This is a genomic window from Bacillus cereus group sp. N11 (genome assembly GCF_016483605.1).
GTDB lineage: Bacteria > Bacillota > Bacilli > Bacillales > Bacillaceae_G > Bacillus_A > Bacillus_A toyonensis.
This window is the reverse complement of the sequence record NZ_JAEHBN010000001.1, coordinates 430,761-456,479: the sequence shown is the minus strand read 5'-3', so window position 1 is coordinate 456,479 and position 25,719 is coordinate 430,761. Positions and strand designations below refer to the sequence as shown.

Genomic DNA, 25,719 nt, shown 5'->3' with positions numbered 1-25,719 from the left:
GAGAAGGTGAAAACATGAAAGAAAGAACGATACAACCTATAAATAGCGGATTGAACGGCAACATTACAATTCCAGGTGATAAGTCCATTTCACATCGTGCTGTTATGTTCGGCGCAATTGCAGAAGGAAAAACGACAATTAAAGGTTTCTTGCCCGGTGCAGACTGTTTAAGTACGATTTCGTGCTTTAAGGAAATGGGAGTAGAAATCACGCAAAATGGTGATGAAGTAACTGTAGTCGGAAAAGGAATTGAAGGCTTACAAGAACCGAAAGCTGTATTAGATGTTGGTAATTCTGGTACAACGATACGATTAATGTCAGGAATATTAGCAAATACACCATTTTTCTCTTGCGTACAAGGTGATGCGTCTATCGCAAAAAGACCGATGAAACGTGTTACAAATCCATTAAAACAAATGGGCGCAAAAATTGATGGCCGAGAAGAAGGAACGTTTACGCCGCTCACAATACGTGGCGGAGATTTAAAAGCAATTGAGTATATTTCTCCTGTTGCAAGTGCACAAGTAAAGTCAGCTATTTTACTTGCAGGTCTTCGGGCAGAAGGTGTAACAGCTGTTACAGAACCACATGTTTCGCGTGATCACACGGAAAGAATGCTTGAAGCATTCGGTGTTAACGTAACTCGTGAGGGAAAAACAGTGAAACTTGCAGGTGGACAGAAGTTAACAGCGACAGACGTTCAAGTACCAGGTGACGTATCATCAGCAGCATTTTTCTTAGTAGCGGGAGCAATTATTCCAAATAGTAAACTAGTATTACAAAATGTAGGAATGAATCCAACTCGTACAGGTATTATTGATGTTTTAGAGACAATGGGTGCTACATTTACTGTAGAGCCGATTAACGAAGGGGCATCAGAACCAGCTGCAAACATTACGATTGAAACATCTTCATTAAAAGGAATTGAAATTGGTGGGGATATTATTCCAAGACTAATCGATGAAATTCCAGTTATCGCTTTAGCGGCAACACAAGCAGAAGGTATTACAGTTATTAAAGATGCACACGAGTTAAAAGTAAAAGAAACGAACCGTATTGATACAGTCGTTGCGGAGTTAACGAAACTAGGAGCTCGCATAGAAGCAACTGATGATGGCATGATTATATACGGAAAATCAGCTCTAAAAGGCAGTACAGTAAATAGTTACGGTGATCACCGCATCGGAATGATGCTTGCGATTGCTGGCTGTCTAGCAGAGGGAAAAACAACAATTGAAGATGCAGAAGCAGTAGGCGTATCATATCCTACATTCTTTGAAGAACTTCAAAAGTTAGCAAAATAAGGTGATGAGAAGCAGATACATTATGTATCTGCTTTTTTATGTTAGGTTGTTGTAAATTCGATATTTTTTGTTGAAACGTCTGTGTAATTTCACTTACCGAACTACAATAGTAAGAATTATGATACAATTCAATCAGGGAATGGAGGAGAATTATATGAATGTCATACAATTACAAGAAGATAAATTTAGAGAAGCATTACGTTTATCAGAATACGCTTTTCAATATAAAGTAAATGAGGAACGATTGCAGCGGCAAATCACTCGAATGAAAGAAAGTCATGAAATATACGGCATTATGGAAGGGGAAGACTTAGCAGCAAAACTACATCTTATTCCATTTCATATATACATAGGAAAAGAAACATTTAAAATGGGCGGCGTTGCAGGGGTAGCAACGTATCCTGAGTATAGAAGAAGTGGGTATGTAAAAGAGCTACTTCAGCATTCTCTTCAAACGATGAAAAAAGATGGATATACAGTATCGATGTTACATCCATTTTCTGTTTCATTTTACCGTAAATACGGCTGGGAACTTTGTGCGAATCTTCTCGTATGTCATATGACTAAGAGCGATTTAGTTATGAAAAAACAAGTAAATGGCACCGTGAAACGTTTCAATAAAGAAAATCATCCAGAAGAAGTCGAGAAGCTATATGAAATCTTTGCAGAACGTTTTTCAGGTATGTTAGTTCGAGAGAAAAACTGGTGGTTACAAGTGGTTTATGATGATTTAGCATTAGCGATTTACTATGATGAAAATAAAACGGCAGCTGGTTACATGTTATATAAAATAGAAAACTATAAAATGACAGTAGAAGAATTTGTACCACTGCATAATGAAGCACGAAATGGTCTGTGGAACTTTATTTGCCAGCATGATTCTATGATTAAAGAACTTGAAATGACAGTAAGTGAAAACGAACCGTTGTTATATACATTGCAAGAGCCACGCGTGAAGACAGAAGTGAAACCATATTTTATGGGCAGAATTGTAGATGTAGAGCAGTTCTTAAAACAATATGAGTTGAGCTGGAACAATGTACAGCAAGAAGTGATCTTACATATTACAGATTCATTTGCTCCGTGGAATAACATAACAGTGAGACTTGCAAATCATGAAATAACAATTATGAAAGAAGAAACAATTGATAAAGGAATAAAGCTGGACATTAATGCGCTATCTACAATAATGCTTGGCTACAAACGTCCGTTAGAGCTAAGTAAGCTGGAATTAATTAGTGGAAGCAAAGAGGAGATACGAACATTTGAAAATGTAGTCCCGGTGCGTGAAGCGTTTATTTATGATTTCTTTTAATTGTATATTTGAAAGTGAACTGTACCAAATAAAGTTTTGGTACAGTTCACTCTTATTTTGGTGTTTTTTGTCGTTAAGTCGATATATCTTGAAAATCGCTGATAAAATGTGAGTTGCGCTGATATATTCTGGAAATTGCTGATATAATGTCACTGACAGATATGGAATTAAAAAACATAACGGAACTGTGTAGCGCACTTGACTTTTAATCCATGTAATTTATAATTAAAAACGGAATGAATTTTCATTCCTGAAAATTGAGGTGAGAAAAATGGCTAAAAACAAACAAGAAGACATTTTTGATGCTGCAATACAACTTTTTGCAGAGCGAGGTTATGATGGTACAACAATTCCGATGATTGCTGAAAAAGCAAAAGTAGGTGCAGGTACCATTTATCGTTATTTTGAAAATAAAGAGTCGTTAGTTAATTCTTTATTTACGAAAAGCGTTTTACAACTATCAGAATTAATAAAAACCGATTTTCCAGTCAATGCAAATATTCGTGAACAGTTTAGCCATACGTACAACCGTTTATTTGAATTTGCGAGACAAAATGCAGATGCTTTTCTTTTTACAAATTCTCACTGTGATAGTTATTTTCTCGATAAGCATAGTAATGAAATATTCGAGGACTTTATGGGTTTCTTTATGAACTTAATTGAAGATGGAATCGAAAAAGGTTTTCTTCGTCCATTACCACCAATTGCTTTAATTATCATTGTATATCAACCAATTGAAAAATTAATTAAAGTAATGGAAACAGGGCAATTAGAATATACAGAAGAATTGGTAAAAGAACTGGAAGAAAGTTGTTGGAATGCTATTAGAATCATTTGATTCTATAGCTTTATAAGGACAGGAATGAATATTCATTCCGTGAAAGGTAATTTAAAAGAGTTTTAAAAATAATTTAATAGAGTGATAGGAATGAACGTTCATTCCGTAATGATAGTTTTAAAAGGATAGGAATGAATGTTCATTCCGAATTTAACATGAAACGCTAAAAACGGGAGATGATTCAAATGAGCAAGTTAAAAAGTTGGAGAAGTTTATCTTTTCTATTATGGATAGTTATTACTATTACAATGGTCGTAACGATGCCTAATATGGATAAATTAGTGAAGGAAAAAGGGAAAATTACAATTCCTAATACAGAACAAAGCAGTATTGCTGACAAAATGATCAAAGAAATGGATAAAGAAGGGGTTGAAAAATACGAAGTTATCGCCGTATTTAATAGTGGCAATAAAGCAGCTTTAACTACTGAGCAAAAAGAGGAAATAACAAAAACAATCAACGCTTTGCAAAATGAAAAAGAGCAATTAGGAATTAAGGAAGTTGTTTCACATTTAGATAATAAAGAATTGGAGAAACAATTAGTTTCTAAAGATAATACGACTATTTTAACGCAAATATCAATAGATAAAAAGCATGGTGAAATATCAAAAGTTGCAAATAATCTTCATAAAAAAGTGCAAACGAAAGGAGTGAAAACGTACTTAACAGGAAGTGACTTAATAGCGGGTGATTTTCTTACATCCTCTCAAGAGGGAGTGAAAAAGACTGAAGTTATTTCAATCATTTTCATTCTTATAGTATTAATCATTGTATTCCGTTCACCAATTGTTCCAATTGTTTCTCTTCTTACAGTTGGTATATCGTATTTAGTTTCAATGGGTATTATTGCTCATCTTGTAGATCAATTTAATTTTCCGTTTTCTAACTTTACGCAAGTGTTTGTAGTTGTCGTACTGTTTGGAGTAGGAACAGATTACAACATTTTATTATATACGAGGTTTAAAGAAGAATTAAGTAAACAAGAAAATGCATTTTTGGCCACGAAAGAAACATTTAAATCGGCAGGTAAAACCGTTTTATATAGCGGGATAGCGGTGCTAATTGGTTTTGCATCACTTGCTTTAGCGAGTTTTAAATTATATCAATCCACTTCAGCGGTAGCAATTGGTGTTTTAGTATTACTACTCGTAATAACCACTTTAAATCCATTTTTTATGGTGCTTTTAGGAAAAGGAATGTTTTATCCAGTTAAAACATTTAAAGGTCATGAGGATAGCCGTTTATGGGGATTCTTTGCTAAAAATTCAGTAGCAAGACCATTTGTTGCTTTAATCATCGTATTCGTGATATCGATTCCTTTCGTATTAAAATACTCTAATACACTGAATTACAATGATTTGTTTGAAGTGGATAATAAGTATGAATCAAAAATGGGTATTAATGTGATAGAAGAACATTTTCCACCAGGATTTTCTTCACCAAGTACGTTAGTGATTCAATCTAACAAAAAATTAGATGAAGGAACGTCTCTACAAACTTTAGATGAATTAACTGATAAAATTTCGAAAGTTAAAGGTGTTTCAGAAGTATATGCACCGACGCGTCCAACTGGTGATAAGATAAAAGAATTATATTTAAATAAACAAGCGGGAGAACTAAATACTGGTTTAGGCGATGCCAATGGTGGCATAAAGGAAATTAATGATGGCTTAACGGATGCGAAAGATAAAATGGGTAGTAATGACTCAAATAGTCTTGCAAATGTTCAAAAGTTAATTGATGGAACGAACGAAGCGAAAAATGGAGTATCAGCATTAGGAACAGCTTTAAATCAATTATCCACTGGCATAAACGAAGGTGCACAAGGAGCGCAGCAAATTGAGAGTGGGTTAACTTCAGTAAATGAAAATATAAATGTCCTATCGGGTGCAACGTCACAGCTTCATGCTGGTTATGCACAGTTAGAAAAGGGTTTAAGTTCTTACGAGAAATACTTCGGAAGTATTTCTCAAGCGATTGACGGTGCGAAAAAAGGATATGAACAAATTGAAGTGTTAATGACTAATTTCATTCAAACGAAACCAGAAGTAGCAAATGATCCTAATGTACAGCAAACGATAGGAATTGCGAAGGAAGCTCAAAAGCAATTAAGTGGACTTTCAAAAGAATTAAATCAATTAGCAGTGCAACATAAAGCTGCGGTGAATTCATTTAAAGAAGCGAATCAATCATTACTGAAAGTAGATAACGGCTTAAAGGAAATGAATAATGGCGTTACCGAGTTACAAAAAGGAGCTGCCGGACTAAAAACTGGATTAAACGAAGGAGCTACAGGTTCAAAACAAATTGCAAACAAATCATCTGAGCTACAATCCGGCTTAACAAAAATAAATGATGGGCAAGGGCAGCTTTTAACTGGATTGAAAGACCTGCAAGAAAAGATGGGACAATTACAATCCGGCTTATCTAAAAGTACAGAAGGGCTTGGAAAAGTAAGTAACGGCCTAGGGGATGCTCAGAAATATTTAGGCGAGCTTAATGAGTCAAAAAGCTCTGAGAAATTTTATATTCCTAAAGAAGTGTTAGCGGGAGAAGATTTCCAAAAATCATTGAATACGTACATGTCACATGATAGAAAGACTGCTAAAATGACAATCATTTTAGACGTAAATCCGTATTCAAAAGAAGCGATGCCAATCATTCAAGAAATTAATAAAACGATAGATGGTACGCTAAATGGTACTGAATTAAAAACGGCGAAAAAAGCGATCGGCGGGACAACAGCTAGAAATGTTGATTTAAAAGAAGTAACCGGGCAAGATTTCTTACGTACAGCTACAATTATGTTGATTGGAATTGCGATTGTATTAATCGTAATTACACGCTCATTACTAAACACAATATTTATTATTGGCTCATTACTATTAGCGTACTTTGCATCACTTGGTATAAGCGAACAAATTAGTGCACATGTATTACATGTAGATTCATTAAGCTGGAATGTTCCATTCTTTAGCTTCATTATGATTGTCGCTTTAGGAGTGGATTATAGTATTTTCGTAATGATGCGCTATAACGAGATAGAAGGGGATTCGGTAACGAAAATTGTAACTGCATCTCGTCATATAGGAGGAGTTGTATTATCAGCGGCGCTAATTTTAGGCGGGACATTTGCTGCATTAATTCCGTCAGGTGTATTGACACTTATACAAGTAGCATCAGTTGTTGGCGTTGCACTATTACTATTAGCTTTAACCGTGATGCCGATATTGTTACCTGCTTTAATAGGGTTAACGAGTAAATTGAAGAGTTATAAAGAGAAAATAATAAATACGAAATAAGAAAAAACTGTAGGGAATGTTTTCTCTACAGTTTTTTCTGTATATAAAAATTAAAAATAGGAAATTAATCCAATGTATTACAGAGTGAGAATCGATAAAAACTATCCGATTTCATTGTAGAAAGGTAATCAACCGTTGCTATTCATCCAGCTTCTACTATATAATAGCTATAGTCTACAATAATTGAGTCGTAATATGCGATTTTTTAAGACAATCGGTGAGAAAACGCTGAAATAAGCGGTATTAGTAGGAGGACACAAATGATTACAGTAAGTAACGTTAGTTTGCGTTTCGCGGATCGCAAATTGTTTGAAGATGTTAACATAAAATTCACGCCAGGTAATTGCTACGGTTTAATTGGAGCAAACGGTGCTGGTAAATCAACATTTCTAAAGATTTTATCTGGAGAAATCGAACCATCAACAGGTGACATACATATTACGCCAGGTGAGCGTCTAGCAGTATTAAAACAGAACCACTTCGAATATGAAGAGTTCCCAGTATTAGAAACAGTAATTATGGGTCACACGCAACTTTATAAAGTAATGCAAGAGAAAAATGCTATTTACATGAAAGAAGACTTTAGTGATGAAGATGGTATGCGTGCTGCTGAACTTGAAGGTGAGTTCGCTGAGCTTAACGGTTGGGAAGCTGAGTCAGAAGCTGCAATCTTACTAAAAGGACTTGGTATTGGTGAAGATCTTCATGATAAGAAATTGTCAGAATTAACTGGGGCAGAGAAAGTAAAAGTATTACTTGCTCAAGCTTTATTCGGTAAACCTGACATTCTATTACTAGATGAGCCTACCAACCACTTGGACTTAAAAGCGATTCAATGGTTAGAGAACTTCTTAATGAACTTTGAAAATACAGTAATCGTTGTATCCCATGACCGTCACTTCTTAAATAAAGTTTGTACGCACATGGCTGATCTTGATTTCGGTAAAATTCAACTTTATGTTGGTAACTATGACTTCTGGTATGAGTCAAGCCAATTAGCTTTAAAATTAACACAAGATGCTAATAAGAAAAAAGAAGAGAAAGTAAAAGAGTTACAAAACTTCATTGCACGCTTTAGCTCAAACGCATCTAAAGCGAAACAAGCAACTTCTCGTAAAAAATTATTAGATAAAATTACATTAGATGATATTAGACCATCATCACGTCGTTATCCATTCGTTGGTTTCACACCTGAGCGTGAAATAGGAAATGACTTATTAACTGTTGAAGGACTTTCTAAAACAATTGATGGCGAAAAAGTGTTAGATAATGTGTACTTCACTTTAAATAAAGGTGATAAAGTTGCATTTATCGGTCGTAACGATATTGCGATGACAACATTATTTAAAATCCTTATGGGTGAAATGGAGCCAGATAGCGGTTCATTCAAATGGGGTGTTACAACATCTCAATCGTATTTCCCAAGAGATAACTCTAAATACTTTGAGAACAGTGACTTCAACTTAGTTGATTGGTTACGCCAATTCTCTCCACAAGATGAGTCAGAGAGCTTCTTACGTGGTTTCTTAGGCCGTATGTTATTCTCAGGTGAAGAAGTTAAGAAGAACGTTTCTGTATTATCTGGAGGCGAAAAAGTTCGTTGTATGCTATCTAAAATGATGTTAAGTGGTGCGAACGTAATCACACTTGACGATCCGACGAACCATTTAGATCTTGAGTCTATCACTGCATTAAACAACGGTTTAATTGCATTCAAAGGTACAATGTTATTCACATCTCATGACCATCAGTTCGTACAAACAATTGCAAACCGCATTATCGAAGTAACACCAAACGGTGTAATCGATAAAGAGGCAACTTACGATGAGTACTTAGAAAATGAAGAACTTCAAAAACAAGTAGATGCAATGTATAAAGGTCAATAATATATGATGAAAACCCCCGCTCTTTGTTAGAGCGGGGGTTTTGTTGAAAAGATATGAAGACCAAGGTACGAAATGAATAATTATTCAAATATAACATTTATGGTGGTAAGAAGTTGTAATGTTATGATTGCATAGATTTTTGACATATAGATGACATGTAATGTGTATAGAATTGAAGGAGTTAATTGTAACAGGAGAAGTGTATTTTGAGTAATAAGATTAAAATACACTATTTTTTTATGTGAAAAATGTACCAAAAATGGAGATAGATTAGTTTGCGAAGTAGTGAATAAAGGTTTATAGTATGTGGTGTCATAATTAGTGGATGAAACTTGGGAGAAAACAGGAAATGTTACAAATGTATTTTGTTAAATAGAAACCAAGGTCAAAATGTCTAGAAAGAAATAGTTGAATAAATACTAGCTTCAAATTATAATTACTAATATTCTTCATATAGTTAAATAAAAATAATCTATTTGAAGAAGAAAAAATGAATAGAGAGACAGACTTATAAAAAATAAGCCTTGGATGATCAAAAGAGGTGGAGAAATGAAACAATTCTTATTAAAGAGCAAAAGTGTGTTAAGTAATCATTTTGGATTCTTTCTGTTTGCCGTTATTTTATTATGGCTCAAAACATATGCAGCTTATGTAACGGAATTTAATTTAGGAATTTCAAACACAATCCAAAAATTCTTGCTGTTTTTTAACCCGCTTAGTTCAGCAGTTCTATTTTTAGGACTTGCATTATTTGCAAAAGGGAAACGATCTTATATTTGGGTAATTATTATTAATTTGTTATTGTCGATACTTTTATACGCAAACGTAGTATATTATCGCTTTTTCAGTGATTTTATTACGTTCCCGACATTAACACAAACGAATAACTTTGGAGATTTAGGTGGTAGTATTTTCGCTTTACTACACTTATATGATCCACTATATTTCTTAGATACAATTATTTTAATTGTTTTAGTCGCAACAAAATTTGCAAATCCAAAACCTATTCGTGTTGCGAAACATAAACTATCACTAGTATTTGTAGCGGGTATTTTATTATTCAGTGTGAACCTAGGGCTTGCAGAATCTGACCGTCCTGAATTGTTAACAAGAACGTTTGACCGTAATTATATCGTGAAATATTTAGGGGCATACAATTATACGATTTATGATGGTATTCAAAGTGCGAAAGCATCAACAGAACGAGCATTAGCTGATGGAGATAATATGACAGAAGTTAGAAATTATCTTGCATCAACATATGCAAGTCCAAATCCTGAGTACTTCGGTAAAGGAAAAGGAATGAACGTAATTTATATTCATTTGGAGTCATTCCAAAACTTTTTAATCGATTATCAATTAAATGGTCAAGAAGTTACACCATTTCTAAATTCATTTACAAAAGATGCGAATACGTTATACTTTGATAACTTCTTCCATCAAACAGGACAAGGTAAAACATCTGATGCGGAGTTCATGTTAGAAAACTCAATGTACGGATTACCGCAAGGATCTGTATTTACAAATAAAGCTCATAACACGTATCAATCGGCACCAGCTATTTTAGGGCAACAAGGATACACTTCAGCAGTGTTCCACGGTAACTACAAAACGTTCTGGAACCGTGATGATATTTATAAATCATTTGGTTTTAATAAATTCTTTGATGCGTCATACTATGATATGAACGAAAAAGACGTTGTAAACTATGGCTTAAAAGATAAACCGTTCTTTAATGAATCAATTCCATTATTACAAACGTTAAAACAACCGTTCTATACGAAGTTCATTACGTTATCAAACCATTTCCCTTATCCTATTGATAAAGCGGAAGCAACGATTGAACCGGCGAAAACAGGTGACTCATCAGTAGATACGTATTTCCAAACAGCAAGATATTTAGATGAATCTGTAAAAGGGTTCATCGATTACTTGAAACAATCTGGCTTATACGATAACTCAATTATCGTTATGTACGGTGACCATTACGGTATTTCAGATAATCATAATGCAGCAATGTCACAAGTAATGGGTAAAGAAATGAACTCATTTGAAAATGCACAGTTACAACGTGTACCATTAATCGTTCGTGTACCAGGAGTGAAAGGTGGCGTACAACATCAATATGGCGGTGAAATTGACGTTCTTCCAACGTTATTACACTTACTAGGTACAGATACGAAAAATTATGTTCAATTCGGTTCAGATTTATTATCACCAGATCATAAACAAGTCGTTCCATTCCGTAACGGTAATTATGTAAGCCCAACAGTTACGGCATTGAACGGAAAATATTATGATACAACAACTGGAAAACCTGTAGAATTAACAGATGAAATAAAACAAAATGAACAAATGGTTCAAAACTCATTAAAATACTCTGACCAAGTCGTAAATGGTGACTTATTACGATTCTACACACCAGAAGGCTTCACTCCAGTAGATCGTTCAAAGTATAACTATAACCATCGTGATAAAAATAAAGCGAAGGTAAAAACGACTGAAGACGGGGAAGCTAAATAAATATTAAAAAGCGCTACTCATATGAGTAGCGCTTTTGTTTGTAACTATAATTACATTGACATTATATAGTATCATCTTTAGTTTTTTGTTTCATCTTTCCGAAGAATACCACACCGATGATGATAATAATGATGAATGCCCATTTCATGAAAGGGTTACTTTCGAAAAATCCAGCGAACCATTTCTCATCTACAATCATTTTTGCGGCAGTATAAGCTAAAACAGCTGCTCCAATCGTAATGATGACAGGGAAACGGTCAACCCATTTTAAAATTAATGTACTGCCCCATACAACTACTGGAATAGACACTAATAATCCGATGATTACTAAAGAAAAGTTACCATGGGCAGCTCCCGCAACAGCGAGTACGTTATCAATTCCCATTAACGCATCAGCTATAATAATGGTTTTAATAGCAGACCAAAATCCTTCTTCAGCTTTAATATCATGATTTTTGCCCTCAGCAATTAATTTGTAAGCAATCCATATGAGGAGTACACCACCAATTAGAAGTAATCCTGGTATTTTTAATAACCAAACGACAATTAAGGTGGCGAGGGCTCTAATAGCGATAGCCCCGACAGTTCCCCATATAATAACTTTCTTTTGCTGATCTTTCGGTAATCGCCTTGCTGCTAATCCAATTACGATGGCATTATCTCCAGCTAACACTAAATCAATTACAATAATGGCAAGCAAGGCAGACAAATATTCAGATGAAAGAAAATCCATATACATATCACTCCTTATGATTAATATGTACTTATAAGCTATTCTGTATTAAGAATTCTAACGATTATTTAAAAGCATAACTGTAAAATATAATCTCTTCAAATAGTAATCGAGGATTATAATTATAGTCGTAAGCACTCAAAAAGATGGCTTCGGTACAATTCCGGAGCCATCTTTTAAGTGCTTAATTTTTAACAATCATTTTATGTTTGAAGATTTACTTTCGCATCTTTTGATTACTACTTTTTTTGGCATGAAACTTGCAATAATCAAAGCTATAAAAGATAAGACTAACATAAACACGTATGCATCACTTGAGCTGAAGATAGAAGATAATTTTGTTACTTGCGTAGCTGTTATATTTCCATTCCCACTAGATAACTGTGATATGTGTGAAGTAGATTGAATTGTATACACCGTGATGATAACTGCTGTCCCAATCGAACCTGCTAATTGGCGAATTGTATTATTTACTGCTGAACCATGTGAACCTAGTTCTATTGGCAAAGCGTTTAAGCCGGCTGTATTTAAAGGCATTGAAATGAAACTTAACCCAATTCGTAAAATAATGGTACGAACCATTAAATACATATAAGTTGTGGAGTCGGTCAAATCAATTACACCCCACATCGAAATAATGACACAGATTAAACCGGTAATAAAGAGTGGTTTCGCTCCATATTTATCAAACATTTTGCCTGTGATAGGTGATAAGAAGGCGTTAATGACAGCTCCAGGTAATAGAAGTAAACCTGATTCAAATGCAGTAAAACCTCGTCCGTTTTGTAAGAAAATTGGTAATAGAATTAAATCTGCATACATAATCATCGTAATGAGTACGTTAATGACGGAAGTAAGAGTGAAAACTTTATATTTAAATACTGATAAATTCAATAATGGATCATTAGACTTTATTTGACGTAAACAGAATAAAGCTGTAACGATGATACCGATAGTAATTGTTATAATAACAACGGGATGATTCCATCCTTTACTTCCTGCACTACTGAATCCGTATATAACACAACCAAAGCCAATCGTTGATAAAATGACACTTACGATATCTAATTTCGCTTTTGTTGTATTTGCAACATTCATTAAATATTTAAGCGCGAGAATAATTACGATGAATATAAATGGAGCTAATCCAATAAATAGCCATCTCCATGATACATATTCAATAATAAAGCCAGATAAAGTTGGAGCGATAGCTGGCGCAAAAATTATAGCGAATCCGATGGTCCCCATAATACTTCCGCGTTTTTCACTAGGGTACAAATATAAAATAATAGTCATCATGAGTGGCATAATAATTCCTGCTCCAACTGCTTGAATCATTCTTCCTGTTAACAAAATGCTAAAATTCATGGCGCATGCACAGAGAACGGTCCCAATAAACAAAGAGAGCATTGAGCTAATAAATAGCTGCCTTGTTGTAAATCGTTTCATTAAAAATGCAGTAATTGGAACTAGAACACCATTTATGAGCATAAAGCCTGTTGATAGCCATTGCACTGTTGCAGCTGTTACATCAAATACCTTCATTAAATTACTCATTGCCACATTTAATAGTGTCTGATTTAAGGTTGATAAAAAACAGCCGGTAATGAGGACAACTAATATAATTTTTTTATTGCTTTCTGATATTTCCTTTTGCATTGGTAATCTCCTTCATTGTTACCTTGATTTATCGACCTCGTGTCGATAAAATTAATGGTAACAAAATACGTTTTCTCTGACCATGAACAGTTTTGTTGAAAATGTTCACTACTCGACAGAGAAGATATGTACTGTCGAGAAAGTAAAGAGAAAATCTATAAAGGAGTTTCAAAATGTCTACACTTAAAAAAGAGGACCCTCGTACAGTTCGTTCAAGAGAAATGTTTAAAAATGCTGTTTTTTCTCTTTTATGTGAGAATCCTACTATTTCAAGCTTAACGGTTCAGAAAATCGCAACAAAAGCAGGATTAAATCGAACAACATTTTACTTACATTATCAAGATATTCAAGATTTACTAGACCAAATCAATATCGAGATTTTAAATGAGCTTTCTAATAAAATTGTTGATTTAATACATGCAAAAGATTTATCAGAAAAACAAAAGCTAACACAATTGCTAGATTATTTATATATCCACCGGAATTTTTTATTTATATTATTTAAAATGAATCAATTTGAAGAGCAATTATTTTTATTTTTAAAGCAATTAATAGAAACGAGAAGAGAGAATACGAAAAATAAATTACCTGATGATTATGTTGCAGTTGATATTAAAACAGCCTCTTTGGTAGGTATTATCATGTGGTGGATAAGGAATGGACTTCACTTTAGTTCAGATTATATAGCAAATCAAATATATTTAATGTATAAAGGATGATATGTTAGAATCAGTCATGTGTATTAATAAACGAAAATCATTATATTTAAGAATTGAAATTAACAGGAGATAGAAAAATAATTGTCTTGCAAGTAAAGGCTTATATATTTCAAATTTATAAAGTAAAAGTTTTATAGCAAGAAGGGGAGCAATTTATGGATTTTCAAAATGAAAAAGTAGCATTACATTTAGAGGTGGTGAGATACCAATTTAAAGATGCAAAAGAGGAGTGTGATAGAAATTGGCTTATAGTAAAAGCGAAACTGTCAGAAGGAAATAAAGTTTTTGAAACGATGGATCCTTTTCTACAAACTTTCGACTTACAGCATATGAAAAAATGGTTTCAATCATTACCGAATCCTACATATACCGAACTAGATTTCATAGAGCCTAATATAGCGTTTGAATTAATGGGGAAAAATGAAGGTGAGTTTCAAATTGTAGTCCGATTATCTCAGGAACTTACCCCTTCATGGTGTAAGGAAGAGGAGTACGAATTTTCTATAAGTATTACGCATGAGGACAGAGAAAAGATTATTCGTTTTATTGAAGAGCAACAAAGAAACTTTCCAAAACGTTAAAAAAAGACTTGATATCCTACTAGAGGGAATCAAGTCTTTTCATTACATACGATTATCATGCCAGAAGTTTAATGGGAAGTGTTCGTTCTCATTATAGGCTTCTAATTCATATCCTTTTTCTTTCAGTCCTTTTATAATTCCAGGTACTGCTTTAACTGATTGTGGGTGAATATCGTGCATAAGGATAACTTCTGTTGGATTTGTAGCACCATGTAGAACGTTTTCTACAATTTTAGCTGATGCAGCATCAACTTGCATTTTGTTGTATCTCCAGTCTAAAGAATCAATTGTCCAATCCCAAACTTTCAACCCGTTTTCCACCACTTTGTTGCGAAGTGCTTCGTTTAATCCTGGCATTGAGCCGTATGATGGACGAGTTAATACGGGTGATTTGCCTAGAACGCCAGCGATTAAGCCTTGATCTTCTTTCATTTCATCTACGTAATGTCCTTCTGTGTAAAGTTTCTTATAGTTATGAGTCATACTGTGCATCCCAACATAGTGGCCTTCAGCATCTTCACGTTTCACAAGATCAGGGAAAGCTTTCACGTTTGAACCAATTAGGAAGAATGTTGCTTTTGCATTTTCTTTCTTTAACATATCTAAAAGCTCAGCTGTGTATTTTCCAGGACCGTCATCAAATGTTAAGTAAGCGACTTTTCTAACTTGCCCATTATAGTGTTTTGGAGCTTCTTTCGGTGCAAGAGATGTTTGAATTTCACTTACAAATTGAACAGACTTTGCTTCATCTTCTGTACTTGCTAGAGCAGTATGTACTGATCCTAAAGCGGCCTCATATGTAAATAATACCCCAGCGCAAATCAACATAGCCCTTTTTACTAAAGTTGTCATTCGAATTCCATTGTGCATAATTTTCCTTCTCTCTATAAAAGATCTACTCTACTATATTAGCAATTATAGGTAGGGAAATGCAAAAAAACTTTTTTACAACTGTAAAAAAGTTTGGTCAAAAATATGCAAGATTTTGTATCAACTGCATGCTTGAAAAATTGGATGCTTTTAAACTTTATTATGAAAATCTTCAAGCATCAAATTTAATTCTTCTAATAATGATGCGGATGCTTTTTTTGGTGAACCTGTATCAAAAGGAGGCTGTGGGTCGTATTCTAACATGAGCTGAACTGCTTTACTCTTTTCATCTCCGAATTCCCAAGCCATCAACTGGAGAGCCATATCAATACCTGCAGATACACCAGCTGCTGTTATGATTTTTTCATGACGAACGACTCTCTCTTCAGTTGGAATAGCCCCGAGAGAACGAAGTAAGTCAAAAGAGCTCCAATGACTAGTGGCTTTAACACCATTTAGTAGGCCAGTAGCACCTAAGATTAAAGAACCTGTACATACAGTTGTAGTCCATTTAGTAGTTTCATGTATTTGGAGAATCCAATTGAGAGTTTCTTCGTCCTCCATAAGTTGTTTAAAGTTAGGCGGGCGACATCCAGGAATAATAAGGATATCAGCTGAATTAACTTCAGTAAAATTATAATCGGCATGTAAATAGCCCATTTTTGAATCTAATTTAATTAAGCCCGTAGTTTTAGCAACAAACTTTATGTTGTTATTGCTTTCTGCTGCAAATACTTCGTACGGACCAATAGCATCTAATGCAGTAATCCCTTCATAGAGCATAATAACGATTTCCATTATAATCTCCCCTTAAGTTATTACAAATGTAATCTAGTGACGATTAAAAAAGAATTTATTCAATATTCTTTTTTATCGTTACTTTAAATATACTATACCCCAGATGTGTATTAGTTTATACTACTGTGTCAAACTTGTGACAAAAACTATGAATAGGTTCATTTATTTCGTATAGAGTTACTCTTTCATGTAATGATTGAAAAATTTAACTTCCCAGAAAGAAGAAATATAAAATATAGTACTTAGACTAAATTCTTAAATAGAAGGGGAATAATCGTACTTTCGTATGACTTCATTTTAGTCACAATTATTGATTTAATTATTTTCGTTTTTTATTAAAATATTGGTAAAGAATCAATTACATTTAAAAAGGGAGTGGGAATATGGTTCATTATATTTGCACGACATGTGGAGTTCAGTATCCCGAAAATAAAGAGGCACCTTCTCGTTGTAAAATTTGTAATGAGGAAAGGCAATATATGAATCCAATGGGGCAGTCATGGACAACATTAGAAACAATGCAACATAGCAATTTATACAAAAATGAAATAATAAAAGAAGAAACTGGTTTGTATAGCATTACTACTAAACCTAAGTTTGCAATTGGACAAACAGCATTTTTAATACAAAGTAAAACTCTAAATGTTTTGTGGGATTGTATTAGTTATTTAGATGATAAAACGATACAACGTATATATGATTTAGGTGGTATTCAAGCAATAGCACTTTCTCATCCACATTATTACTCTACACAAGTAAAATGGGCGGAAACATTTCATATACCTATCTATATTCATGAAGATGATAAAGAATGGGTGGTTCACCCGAGTAAGCAAATTAAATTTTGGTCTGGGGAACATTTGATATTATCGGAAGAACTTACATTGCATCGGTTAGGAGGCCATTTTAAAGGTGGAACTGTTATGCACTGGAAAGACGGTAATGAAGGGAAAGGTATTTTGTTATCAGGTGATATTATACAAGTAGTTTCGGATCGAAAATGGGTAAGTTTTATGTATAGTTATCCCAATCTTATCCCATTGCCAGCGAATAAAGTTAGAAAAATGGCAGAGAAAGTAAAAGGAATCCAATTTAGTCGACTGTATAATGCGTTTCATGGTGTTGTGATGGAAGGTGCGAATAGGGCTGTACAAAGATCTGCTGATCGATATATAAAGGCCCTACAAGGAGAATTATTTCATACGTAATAATATATATGGAAGAAATCGTTATTTTATCTCCATATTTGTATAACTAAGTTTATATGAATTTTATACTAAAGTCCTACTATGTATGAACGAATAGGTCTTTCAACTTAAGCAGTTCTCACACTAATGAGGGATATTAAACTAAATATATGTAACTTATAATGGCTACTATAAAGCTTTGGAAAATGAAAAGGAGGAGATTTGCATGAAGAATTGGGTTCAATTTAGAATTGCAAGACCAACAGATAAATTTGAAGAAGTTATAAGTTTTTACGAAACAGGATTAGGGTTAAAACGTATAGGGGAATTTCACAATCATGAAGGATATGACGGGGTTATGTTTGGATTACCGGGTGAAGAGTACCATTTGGAGTTTACTACGCATGTAAATGGAAGCCCATGCCCAGCACCGACAAAAGATAATTTACTAGTTTTTTATATGCCGAATAAAGATGAAATTGAAATAATCGCGAATCGGTTAAGTGAAATGGGCTACCATGAGGTGGAACCGGAAAATCCGTATTGGATAGAGAAAGGTACTACAATAGAGGATCCAGATGGCTGGAGAATTGTGCTTATGAATGCATTTGAATAAAGAAGTTCTTTTCGTATGTAATAGAGTGCAACAAAATGATTTAGACAAAAATCCCTACAACGTTTGTAGGGATTTTTTATAGGAAAATATAGTTAATAGCGTAATTGAAATATAGAAAGTATTTTGACTAAGAACAAATGTTATAAATATGATGTATGACGGAGGTATAAAAGTATGATAGTAAACCATTTTGAAGAGTTTTCTAAAAATGTTGGAAATACCCCTCTCATTAAATTAGAATGCGAAGAAACGAAGAATCTTTCAATCTATGCTAAATGTGAATGGCACAACCCTACAGGATCGATTAAGGATAGAGCAGCACTTGGAATGATCAATAAATATTTACAAGAAGCTAACAAAAAACAACATATTTTAGAGTATAGTGGTGGAAGCTTAGCGAGGTCAATTGGCTATCTTTGTTATTATTTAGGGATTGAATGCACGTTAGTGTTAAGTTCTGCAACTGGTCAATCTCTATTAAATGAACTCGAATATTATGGTGCTAACGTAATCTTAGTTGATAAATGTAAGGGATTTTACGCTGTAATTGAGAAGACAATAGAGATTAGCAAACAAAAACAAGAGTTATACTTTTTGTTCCAACATTATAATAATGCAAATTTATTAAGTCATATAGAAGGAACAGGCCGAGAAATTATTGCACAAATGAACGGAAAACCAATACACGCATGGGTAGCATCCGCTGGTACTGGTGGAACTCTAATTGGGGTCTATAAAGCAGTAAAGAAGTATACAAAAAATGTTGAGCTACATTTAGTAATGCCTGCCGAATTACCATATGGATCTGAACAACCGCCAAATGCTTTAAAGAAATATGCAGGATCAGGTGGATTCGGTCTAGGACGGAAACAACATTTCATAGAAAAGGAAGACAATTTGATAGAAAAGCAATGGACTTATTCATATGAAGAAACCTTGTATGAAATGGCCCGTTTTTATAAGGCTACTGGTATGAAAATAGGAACGTCTGCGGCAGCAAACTTATTAGCTGCAAAACAATTAGGAAAAGAAAAAGGTGCGAATTTTAATGTAGTTACCGTTTTTCCGGATGCAGGTTCTATAGAAGAGTGGTCAGATGTAAAGAGTTTAGCCAAAATATAGCGGAGATAAATTATTGAGAGAACGAACCAAAGGTGGTTCCTTCGTTTATTTCTTATTTTATGGAAATTTGATACCATGAAAAACCTGCATGTTTACAATGTGTAGGTTTTTCATGGTGTGATTGCGTAGTATATTTAAAATTTCACATACCGTATTTTAAAAATAAATATAGGAAAATCAAAAAATAATGTAGAATATATCGTACATACCTATATGAAGTCAACAGAAAACATAAAAGAGGTGGACAAATGCTACTTGAAGAGGTCATGCAGCAACTAGAGAAATATGGAACGGAACAAAATCGAAAAACGTATAAAAATCATGGGGCGAAAGAGCCGCTATTCGGAGTCAGTTTTGCAAATTTAAAATTATTAAAAAAGAAGATAAAAAAAGATCATGATTTAGCAATTTCATTATGGGAAACAAAAAACATGGATGCAATGACTTTAGCAACGTATATTTTAGAACCGAAGAATGTAACATCAGAACAGCTGAATAGTTGGATTAGGGATGTTGATTATTATTGTTTAATGGACGTTCTTATGACAGCTATATGTACGTCGCCAATCGCAATAGAAAGAATGGACGAATGGACGAAATCTGATGATGAATGGATCGGGAGAGCAGGTTGGTCATTATTAGCGAATATCGCAATAAAAAATAAAAAGTTAGACGATAACTTCTTCATGCCGTATTTAGAAGAGATTAAAGTTCATATACATAATGAAAAAAATAGAAAAAGAGAAGCAATGAATAGCGCTTTAATTGCGATAGGGATTCGAAATGAAGCTTTAGCGCAACAAGCAATTGAAATTGCTCGTGAAATTGGAAAAGTAAAAATTGATCACGGTGCAACGTCATGTAAAACACCAGATGCAGAACCATATATAAAAAAGGCTCGAGAAAGAGCAGAAAAAAGAAAGTAAAATAAGCGAAGGAGAAAAGAAAATGAAACCAATTGAAGCGGCACAAAGCATAATTACATCACAATTTCCGAATTGTAATGTAGCTTTACTGGGAGGAAGCGTTGTACGAGGAGAAGCGACAAAAACATCTGACCTTGATATTGTTATAGTCGATCAAAGTTTGTCATCTTGTTATAGAGAATCCTTCTATAGTAATGGATGGCCCGTTGAAGTATTTGTACATAATTTTGTAACGTATAAAACCTTTTTTAAAATGGATTGTGATCGCGGGCGACCTTCTCTACCTCAATTAGTTTCAGAAGGAATTGTATTAAAAGGGGAAAGTGAAATTGTTGAGAAATTAAAAAAAGAAGCGAACGATTTACTAATTAAAGGACCAGATAAATGGACCGAAGAAACGATGAAACAGAAGCGCTATTTTATTTCGGATACTTTGGATGACTTCATTGGTGCATCAAAAAGAGAAGAAGAACTATTCATTGCTAATTTATTAGCGGAATTAATACATGAATATGTATTAAGAGTAAATGGCCAATGGCTTGGAAATTCAAAATGGTTTATTAGAGTTTTAAGAAGATATGATGACCATTATGCAGAACAATTTGTAGCGGCTTTTGATCATTTTTATAAAAACGGTGATAAAAATGTATTAATTAATTTTACAGAAAAGACGTTAGAACTATACGGAGGAAGAGTGTTCGAAGGATTTTCTATTGGCAAATAAAAAGGGGATAGTAAAATGAAAATACCATTCGTTCAATTAAGGGAATTGACACTAGAGGATGTAGAAGATCGATATCAATGGTCATTAGATACAGAAGTGACAAAACACTTAGTCGTACCAGATCAATATCCTCCGTTTACTCGTGAAGATACGAGAAAATGGATTGAAGCATGCATAAGTCGAAAGAATGGTTATGAACAAAGGGCTATCGTTACAGAAAACGATATACACATTGGCTGGGTAGACCTTAAAAATTTTGACAAAACAAATAAAAATGCGGAACTAGGAATTACGATTGGGGATAAAGAGTATTGGGAAAAAGGGTATGGAATAGCATCTCTATATAGTATATTACAACTGGGATTCTTTGATTTCGAATTGGAGAAAGTTTGGCTACGTGTAGATGAGGATAATTTACAAGCTAGAAAGAGTTATGAAAAGGCTGGCTTTGTTTGTGAAGGACTAATGAGAAATGATCGGTTACGTCAAAAGAAGTTCATTCATCGCTATCGTTATAGTATGTTAATAGAAGAATATCAATCTATAATTAGTGGTTTATAAAAATATTATGTAAATTAAAAAGGGGTAGAGATACATGATTCGATTACTTACGAAAGAAGATGCAAAAAAATATTGGGATTTACGTTTACAAGCATTACAAGTAAACCCAGAGGCGTTTATAACAACTTATGAAGAGGCGATTCGTCAGGAAAATCCTATTGAGCGAGTTGAAGGGAATTTAACATCTACTATTAGTTGTACACTTGGCGCGTTTAATGAAGAAAAATTAATTGGTGTAGTCACTTTACTAACGGAAGAGAAAGTAGCATATAAGCATAAAGGCCATATCGTTGCGATGTATGTAGACGCACAAAACAGACGAAACGGGTTGGCACGTGAGCTAATTGCAAATGCAATTCAAAGAGCGCGGGATATACAACTAGAGCAATTGACATTAGGTGTTGTATCTACAAACGAACCAGCAAAAAATTTGTACGAATCAATGGGCTTTAAAACATATGGAATTGAAAAAAGGGCTATAAAGATTAATGGTGCGTACAGTGATGATGAACATATGGTGCTGTTCCTTTAAAGGACGGAGTTTATCATGAAAGATCTTTATTTAGAAAAAAACATGAATCCGCAAGTAGCAATTTTGTATGCAACGGTTCGAGATACATATATACGATTGCAAAATTTAGTAGAAAGTACTGAAGAGAAGGAATTATCTTTTAAAGGGTCTGAAAATAATGAAAATAGCATCGGACAGCTACTTCAGCATTTAGCAGTTGTCGATTTACATTGGGTGTATCACTTAAAGGGAGAAGAAGTTCCACTGCACTAAAAAATAAATATGGGCCTATGTTGAATGAAGTGGGAGAACTGCCAGTTTTAAGAAAACACACGTTACAAGAGTTAATGCAAGATTATGAAGCAGTGCAACAATTGTTTTATCCCGCATTAACGGGCAGCCCGATTGGTTAAACTAATAATCAGTGGGGGATGAACAAAACCCCCACTGATTAAAGTTTCACTTTATGAAGAATGTATGAAACTAACAGAAAATGATTTAACACGGGAAGTTTTTTATGAAAAGGGCGAAAATGCGACAATAAGATGGGGCATATGGCATGTAGCTGATCATAATCGGTATCATCAAGCGCATATTGGTCAGTTAAGAAAATTATATAGAGCTAGATTACATGTAAGTTAAAGTGCGTGAATTTTAATTATATTCATTTTGTTGTATAGTATTAAGAAGAAACTAAACAAGGGGTTTTATAATGAAAGCAATTGCAATAGGGATATTGGCATCATTTTTCTTTGCCTTTACCTTTGTTTTAAACCGGGCGATGGACTTAGAAGGTGGAAGTTGGATTTGGAGTGCATCATTACGGTATTACTTTATGGTACCAATGCTACTACTTATTGTCATGTATAGAGGCAACTTAAAGCAACTCTTTCAATATATGAAAAACAATCCGAAAGAATGGTTGGTATGGAGTATTGTAGGTTTTGGTCTTTTTTATGCACCACTTAGTTTTGCTGGCGCATTTGGACCAGGGTGGCTTGTTGCATCAACATGGCAAATTACGATAGTCGCAGGGATTTTGTTAACACCATTTTTTGCGGTAGACCCATTACATAAAAAACTTCCGATGAAAGAATTAGTAATGTCGGGTATTATTTTATTCGGTGTTGTACTCATGCAAGTAGAACATGCTTCTTCTTTAGGAATTCGTGAAACCATTTTATGTGTAGTTCCTGTTCTCATTGCGGCGTTTGCGTACCCTCTTGGAAATCGAAAAATGATGCAAGTATGTAAAGGGGAATTAGATGTATTCCAGCGAGTTCTCGGGATGACATTAGCAAGTTTACCATTTTGGTTTTTACTATCTGGTTACGAAGTATCAACAGGTGGATTACCGTCAAGTAGTCAAGTTTTTCAATGTTTTATTGTAGCAGTTAGTTCAGGTTTAATCGCGACAGTATTATTTTTCTTTGCGACAGATCTTGTGAAAGATGATCCGCAAAAGCTAGCAACGGTTGAAGCGACACAATCCGGTGAAGTTTTATTTGCTTTAGTAGGAGAGCTTATTTGGCTTTCTGCTCCAATTCCATCATCTTTATCTTGGGTTGGAATGAGTCTCGTTATTGTCGGAATGATACTCCATAGTTATGTGGCGGTCGTTGTGAAAAAAGAAGAAAAAATAACAGCGTAATGAGATTAGCTCTTTTTTATAAAGAGCTAATCTTTTTTCTTAGAAAGGGATGAAGATATGAATTTGCAACGTGTTGAACAAATTGGAAGGGATTCAGTATTAAACGTATTACAGTATGCAGTCGGTCCAAGTGAAACAAGCTTAAAGAAAGCAGTATTATTTTATCAAGGTAAAAAAGGTAGATTATATAAATATGAAGAAAAGGCTTGTATAGGTATTGAAGTAATTGGCGCAACGAAAGCACGAATATGCCATATAGCAGTCGCTCCACAATATCGTCATAAGGGAATTGCATTGCAAATGATAAAGAAAGTAGTAACGATGCATCAGTTGACTTATGTAGAAGCAGAAACAGACAATGAGGCAGTTGAATTTTATAAGAGAATAGGTTTTCAGATTAAAAGTTTAGGAGAAAAATATCCGGGGATAGAAAGATTTCATTTGTATTTTTAAAAAAAAACATATTGAAATAATCTTAGAATATAATATCCGGAATAGGGTTTGAAGAGATAGTCTGTTTTGTATTTATCCGTTCTAATTGTAATAGCAAATATGTAAGAAAGCTTGGGATGTTTATTTGATAATAAGGAAGTGAAATATGAGCAGTTCAATATGTGATGGAACACTTGAAAAGAAGCGTGCAGTCTCATTAGATTTAGCAAGGGGTACTATGTTGCTGTTAATCGTACTTGCTCATGCACCGCTGTATTTGTACGCTGCAGATCCTGGAATTATGCATAGAGTGGAAAGCAGTAGTTTCTTTGATCAAATTGTAAATCTTTTTGGTATATTCATAATTGATAACCGTGCAAGAGCAATGTTTGCCGTATTATTAGGCTACGGTTTAGTTCTAGCATTTGAAGGGCAAATATCAAAAGGGAAAAATGAAATTCAGGCTGTAAAAATAGTAAGAAAACGCTCCTTGTATTTAATACTGTTTGGGATTGTGTTAGCGGTCTTAATTGGAGGGCAAGATATTCTTATGGCCTATGGTTTAGCGGGTATTTTTGTTAGTCCACTATTAAAGTGTAAAATGAAAACATTAATTCGAACGTTTATAATTATCGCTATATTGTATACCATTTTTATTCCAATAATATGGGGACTTAATATGCAATCAATAGGTGATTATGGTTTTTCACCAGATGTTTCGGCAAAAGACACGTATCTTAGTACTACAATGATACGATTACTTTTCTTTCCTATTATACCTGTACTCATCCATTTTATGTTCCCAATTCTTCCTTCTATAATTCTTGGTTTGTGGATTGCTAGATATAAGTTATTAATAAAACCAGAGCAACAGTTAAAAAAATTATATTTTATAACAACTATAGGATTAGCAATTTCTTTAATAGGTGCTTTGCCTTTATCTTTTATAGGGACTATATGGTATCCAACTGTATTTACAGCTGGAATGATAAATGGAATCCATATTTTAACTGGAATTGCTGGAGGATTAGCATATGCAACAGGTTTCGGGATAATAGGGAGTAGATTGAAAAATCCAGGGTACTTTAGCCTTGCATTAATCGCTCTAGGAAAACGTTCATTAACATTTTTTGTTTTAAATGAAGCACTGCTTGTTATATTTTTATCACCAGTAGCATTTGATTTAGGAGGGCATGTAAGTAACGCTTTTGCTGCATTGATAGCAATATGTATTTGGATATTGTCTGTCATAGTAGCTTTAATAATGGAAAAAAATAATCTTAATGGACCATTAGAAATTTTATTGAGACGTTTAGTATATAAAAAATAAATAAAGTGAAAGACGACATAATACAAAATCGTCTTTCACTTTATTTAGGTGTACAGATAGACAATTCGGCTATTATAATATTTCATTTTCATTTAGGGAATAAATAGCATGAAAATATGTAAATATGCATA

At 34.0% G+C, this 25,719-nt stretch carries 22 protein-coding genes and 1 pseudogene; 19 read left to right on the top strand and 4 right to left on the bottom strand.

The features are described 5' to 3' along the window. Nucleotides 1-14: 14 nt before the first annotated feature. From aroA to ltaS, 6 genes are all read left to right on the top strand, one after another. Nucleotides 15-1,304, top strand: coding sequence for a 3-phosphoshikimate 1-carboxyvinyltransferase (gene aroA, locus JDS98_RS02425; RefSeq protein WP_097959420.1), 1,290 nt, complete (start codon nt 15-17; stop codon nt 1,302-1,304). Nucleotides 1,305-1,458: 154 nt separating this feature from the next. Then, entirely contained in the window at nt 1,459-2,619 is a 1,161-nt protein-coding gene (locus tag JDS98_RS02420) for a GNAT family N-acetyltransferase (RefSeq protein ID WP_199633516.1), read from the top strand. A 271-nt stretch (nt 2,620-2,890) separates the two neighbouring features. Beyond that, nucleotides 2,891-3,457, top strand: a complete 567-nt coding sequence (locus JDS98_RS02415) for a TetR/AcrR family transcriptional regulator (protein WP_001107297.1) — start codon at nt 2,891-2,893, stop codon at nt 3,455-3,457. A 185-nt stretch (nt 3,458-3,642) separates the two neighbouring features. Then, nucleotides 3,643-6,759, top strand: a complete 3,117-nt coding sequence (locus JDS98_RS02410; protein ID WP_242480959.1) for an MMPL family transporter — start codon at nt 3,643-3,645, stop codon at nt 6,757-6,759. Nucleotides 6,760-7,019: 260 nt separating this feature from the next. Continuing rightward, nucleotides 7,020-8,645 (top strand): ABC-F family ATP-binding cassette domain-containing protein, encoded by a 1,626-nt coding sequence (locus JDS98_RS02405; RefSeq protein WP_000633859.1) that lies wholly within the window; start codon nt 7,020-7,022, stop codon nt 8,643-8,645. Nucleotides 8,646-9,194: 549 nt separating this feature from the next. Beyond that, the gene (gene ltaS, locus JDS98_RS02400; protein WP_199633514.1) at nt 9,195-11,168 is read left to right on the top strand and encodes a lipoteichoic acid synthase; all 1,974 of its coding nucleotides are present in this window, start codon (nt 9,195-9,197) and stop codon (nt 11,166-11,168) included. Between the two features lie 61 nt (nt 11,169-11,229). Here ltaS and JDS98_RS02395 read toward each other — a convergent pair whose 3' ends face one another. Then, nucleotides 11,230-11,901: a TerC family protein gene (locus JDS98_RS02395; protein ID WP_000346961.1), complete on the bottom strand. Its 672-nt coding sequence runs from the start codon at nt 11,899-11,901 to the stop codon at nt 11,230-11,232. 198 nt (nt 11,902-12,099) lie between these two features. After that, nucleotides 12,100-13,560 carry a DHA2 family efflux MFS transporter permease subunit gene (locus tag JDS98_RS02390; RefSeq protein ID WP_199633513.1) on the bottom strand — a complete coding sequence of 487 codons (1,461 nt, stop codon included), beginning with the start codon at nt 13,558-13,560 and terminating at the stop codon, nt 12,100-12,102. Nucleotides 13,561-13,733: 173 nt separating this feature from the next. Between JDS98_RS02390 and JDS98_RS02385 the strand changes: the two genes are divergently transcribed. Beyond that, nucleotides 13,734-14,279, top strand: coding sequence for a TetR/AcrR family transcriptional regulator (locus tag JDS98_RS02385; RefSeq protein ID WP_088054793.1), 546 nt, complete (start codon nt 13,734-13,736; stop codon nt 14,277-14,279). Between the two features lie 155 nt (nt 14,280-14,434). Further along, a complete protein-coding gene (locus JDS98_RS02380) occupies nt 14,435-14,860 on the top strand; it encodes a WapI family immunity protein (protein WP_000347502.1) in 426 nt (141 codons plus the stop codon). Nucleotides 14,861-14,902: 42 nt separating this feature from the next. Here JDS98_RS02380 and JDS98_RS02375 read toward each other — a convergent pair whose 3' ends face one another. Both JDS98_RS02375 and JDS98_RS02370 read right to left on the bottom strand, forming a co-directional pair. After that, nucleotides 14,903-15,730: a peptidoglycan-N-acetylglucosamine deacetylase gene (locus JDS98_RS02375; RefSeq protein ID WP_000551438.1), complete on the bottom strand. Its 828-nt coding sequence runs from the start codon at nt 15,728-15,730 to the stop codon at nt 14,903-14,905. A gap of 150 nt (nt 15,731-15,880) precedes the next feature. Continuing rightward, a complete protein-coding gene (locus tag JDS98_RS02370) occupies nt 15,881-16,528 on the bottom strand; it encodes a DJ-1/PfpI family protein (RefSeq protein ID WP_000407027.1) in 648 nt (215 codons plus the stop codon). 383 nt (nt 16,529-16,911) lie between these two features. On the opposite strand from JDS98_RS02370, the gene JDS98_RS02365 reads away from it, so the two are divergent. From JDS98_RS02365 to JDS98_RS02315, 11 genes and pseudogenes are all read left to right on the top strand, one after another. Beyond that, nucleotides 16,912-17,736, top strand: a complete 825-nt coding sequence (locus JDS98_RS02365; RefSeq protein WP_199633512.1) for an MBL fold metallo-hydrolase — start codon at nt 16,912-16,914, stop codon at nt 17,734-17,736. A gap of 205 nt (nt 17,737-17,941) precedes the next feature. Then, the gene (locus JDS98_RS02360; RefSeq protein ID WP_000800673.1) at nt 17,942-18,331 is read left to right on the top strand and encodes a VOC family protein; all 390 of its coding nucleotides are present in this window, start codon (nt 17,942-17,944) and stop codon (nt 18,329-18,331) included. 174 nt (nt 18,332-18,505) lie between these two features. Beyond that, nucleotides 18,506-19,453, top strand: coding sequence for a PLP-dependent cysteine synthase family protein (locus JDS98_RS02355; RefSeq protein ID WP_000636772.1), 948 nt, complete (start codon nt 18,506-18,508; stop codon nt 19,451-19,453). Between the two features lie 248 nt (nt 19,454-19,701). Continuing rightward, nucleotides 19,702-20,379 carry a DNA alkylation repair protein gene (locus JDS98_RS02350; protein WP_199633511.1) on the top strand — a complete coding sequence of 226 codons (678 nt, stop codon included), beginning with the start codon at nt 19,702-19,704 and terminating at the stop codon, nt 20,377-20,379. Between the two features lies 1 nt (nt 20,380). Next, nucleotides 20,381-21,103 (top strand): nucleotidyltransferase domain-containing protein, encoded by a 723-nt coding sequence (locus JDS98_RS02345; RefSeq protein WP_374191385.1) that lies wholly within the window; start codon nt 20,381-20,383, stop codon nt 21,101-21,103. Nucleotides 21,104-21,118: 15 nt separating this feature from the next. Beyond that, a complete protein-coding gene (locus tag JDS98_RS02340) occupies nt 21,119-21,664 on the top strand; it encodes a GNAT family N-acetyltransferase (RefSeq protein ID WP_098711959.1) in 546 nt (181 codons plus the stop codon). A gap of 34 nt (nt 21,665-21,698) precedes the next feature. Continuing rightward, on the top strand, nt 21,699-22,196 hold the full coding sequence (locus JDS98_RS02335) for a GNAT family N-acetyltransferase (protein WP_000620331.1): 498 nt from the start codon (nt 21,699-21,701) through the stop codon (nt 22,194-22,196). 15 nt (nt 22,197-22,211) lie between these two features. After that, a pseudogene (locus JDS98_RS02330) lies at nt 22,212-22,817 on the top strand (DinB family protein). A gap of 70 nt (nt 22,818-22,887) precedes the next feature. Further along, nucleotides 22,888-23,826 carry a DMT family transporter gene (locus JDS98_RS02325; RefSeq protein ID WP_000643649.1) on the top strand — a complete coding sequence of 313 codons (939 nt, stop codon included), beginning with the start codon at nt 22,888-22,890 and terminating at the stop codon, nt 23,824-23,826. Between the two features lie 57 nt (nt 23,827-23,883). Beyond that, nucleotides 23,884-24,279, top strand: coding sequence for a GNAT family N-acetyltransferase (locus JDS98_RS02320; RefSeq protein ID WP_199633509.1), 396 nt, complete (start codon nt 23,884-23,886; stop codon nt 24,277-24,279). Between the two features lie 145 nt (nt 24,280-24,424). Continuing rightward, a complete protein-coding gene (locus JDS98_RS02315; RefSeq protein ID WP_098227604.1) occupies nt 24,425-25,588 on the top strand; it encodes a DUF418 domain-containing protein in 1,164 nt (387 codons plus the stop codon). The last annotated feature ends 131 nt before the right edge of the window (nt 25,589-25,719 follow it).